Genomic DNA, 1,780 nt, shown 5'->3' on the forward strand with positions numbered 1-1,780 from the left:
GACTTCGTTTTTTTGGCCCGCTGCTGTTTGTCAAATGTCTTTCCCTCAATTAGCAGCGCGTTTACATCAGACATCTCCAGATTCCATACATACGGGTGTATCTGGCTTCCGTCTGCCCCTCCGTATTTCTCGCACAATCTTGGCAAAAAATTCGGCAGGTCTTTCATTTCTCTTGGAAACTGAATGCCATCCTTGTACACGATCTCTCTTTTCAAAGATCTGTATAAGTCTTTTACATTTTTGGGTGCTTCTACATGATCTAGATATATATTTCGCCCTGTAAGCTGTTCATAGGCCCTGTAAGCAACATCGGAAAGGCCTCTGAAACAACAGTCTCCGTATATCTCCACGTCAGCCAGTGTATCCGGATCTTTTAAGACTGCCATATAAGTCTCCTTGCCCTGAGCGATCAGCCATGGCTGAAAATCCATAAATCCTTCGTCAGAACAACCGCGCTCCTTGACAATGCTGGCTGCGTCCCAAAGCCCATATTGGTCTGCCAATCTCGAATATATATATACGCATTTATGAAAAACCATGGCGGATTCAGGCCCCATGGAAATCAGACGATCTGTGAGAAAGTGCTCCATAGCTTTCATATCCTGGCCGCAAGCGGTTTTTGCTTGATAAATCAAATCCCAAAAAGCATCCGGATTGTCCTCTGTAATTTTAGTAACATGGTCTTGCTCTGCCGTAATGATCACCTCTTTTTATTTGCCCGGCATCCTGTGGCAACAGCCCCGTTCATCTGGAGTTGCGCCCGTTCCGACGGCGTTGTTTCTGTGTAACCCGCGCTGCCTGCTCATGCTCCAGTGGATTCAGATGGCAATTTTGCATCAGCGTTTCATATAATCTGCGTTCAAACTGTTGGTAGGCTGGTGCGGTAGTATCAATGGGTTGGAGGATTGCGTGTTCATAGCCAGTTCCGGGAACGATCTCCCAGCGGATGGCATGGAACTGATCCGCCAGCAGATAGCGCATGAGCTGATGACCGTTCATCATTTCAAACATCCCGCGGGAGTCCTCATAAGGGAACTGCTTATATAGCTCAAAGCCTGTCAGCCTTTGGGCTGTGAAGTACAGCTTGAAGCCCCCTGGGTCCAGTTCTGGGGCGATCTGCTCATAGAATGTCTTTGCGTCCATCTCAACCAGCCCTTCTCCACTTGTGGGACAGCCGTTCCAGAACAGTCAGCCTGCCGGACACTTTCCGCGCCGAGAGATCCAGCCCATTCATCTGGTTTTGGATGCGGCGGTGGATCTGCTTGAGCTGCCGCCTGTCGCCGCAGCCCTCCAGCACTACATAGCTGCCTTTTCCGTTGGCCAGCACCTCACGCCGCCCGGTATCATCCCGGAGACTGGCCATGAGACGCTGGCCCAGGCGCTTGCGGTAGCTGTCCTGGAGGGCCTCCACATCCCCGCACACGCCATGCTTTTTCAGGATTGCAGCGATCTCGCTGGAGTGGATCTCCATCCCCTCGAACAATGCCTCCAGGATCTCCTGCTCCGCCTCTGGCGGCAGTCTGGGCGGAGCAGTCGGCTTGGCACCCGCGTTTTCCCGGTTCATCGTTCTGCCTCCTTTCGCTTTTTTTGAGGGGAACGCGGTGTTTTTGCAGGCTGCGGATCATCGCGCCAGGTTTCCGGGGCCATGGTGTTGATATGGCGGAGCATATCCCGCACATTTGCACAGGTGAATTCCGGCTGTTCAAATCCATGGCGCTCCGTGTAGATGGTCCACTTATGGGTCTCATGGGGACTGTCCCGGATGACCACAAAATATCTC

3 protein-coding genes and 1 pseudogene are annotated in these 1,780 nt (G+C 52.0%); all 4 read right to left on the reverse strand.

Annotated features, from left to right (window positions below):
• Positions 1 to 704 (reverse strand): DUF4240 domain-containing protein (locus B5F88_RS19305; RefSeq protein WP_242959897.1); only part of this gene is annotated, 704 nt, incomplete at its 3' end.
• 40 nt (positions 705 to 744) lie between these two features.
• The gene (locus tag B5F88_RS19310; RefSeq protein WP_087937033.1) at positions 745 to 1,143 is read right to left on the reverse strand and encodes a hypothetical protein; all 399 of its coding nucleotides are present in this window, start codon (positions 1,141 to 1,143) and stop codon (positions 745 to 747) included.
• 1 nt (position 1,144) lies between these two features.
• The gene (locus B5F88_RS19315) at positions 1,145 to 1,564 is read right to left on the reverse strand and encodes a synapsin-1 (Synapsin I) (RefSeq protein WP_087937034.1); all 420 of its coding nucleotides are present in this window, start codon (positions 1,562 to 1,564) and stop codon (positions 1,145 to 1,147) included.
• Positions 1,561 to 1,780 (reverse strand): annotated as a pseudogene (locus tag B5F88_RS19320) (hypothetical protein); the annotation flags it as partial. The gene B5F88_RS19315 and the pseudogene B5F88_RS19320, both read right to left, overlap by 4 nt.

Origin of the sequence: Flavonifractor sp. An306 (assembly GCF_002159455.1) — a bacterium.
Classification (GTDB): domain Bacteria; phylum Bacillota; class Clostridia; order Oscillospirales; family Oscillospiraceae; genus Flavonifractor.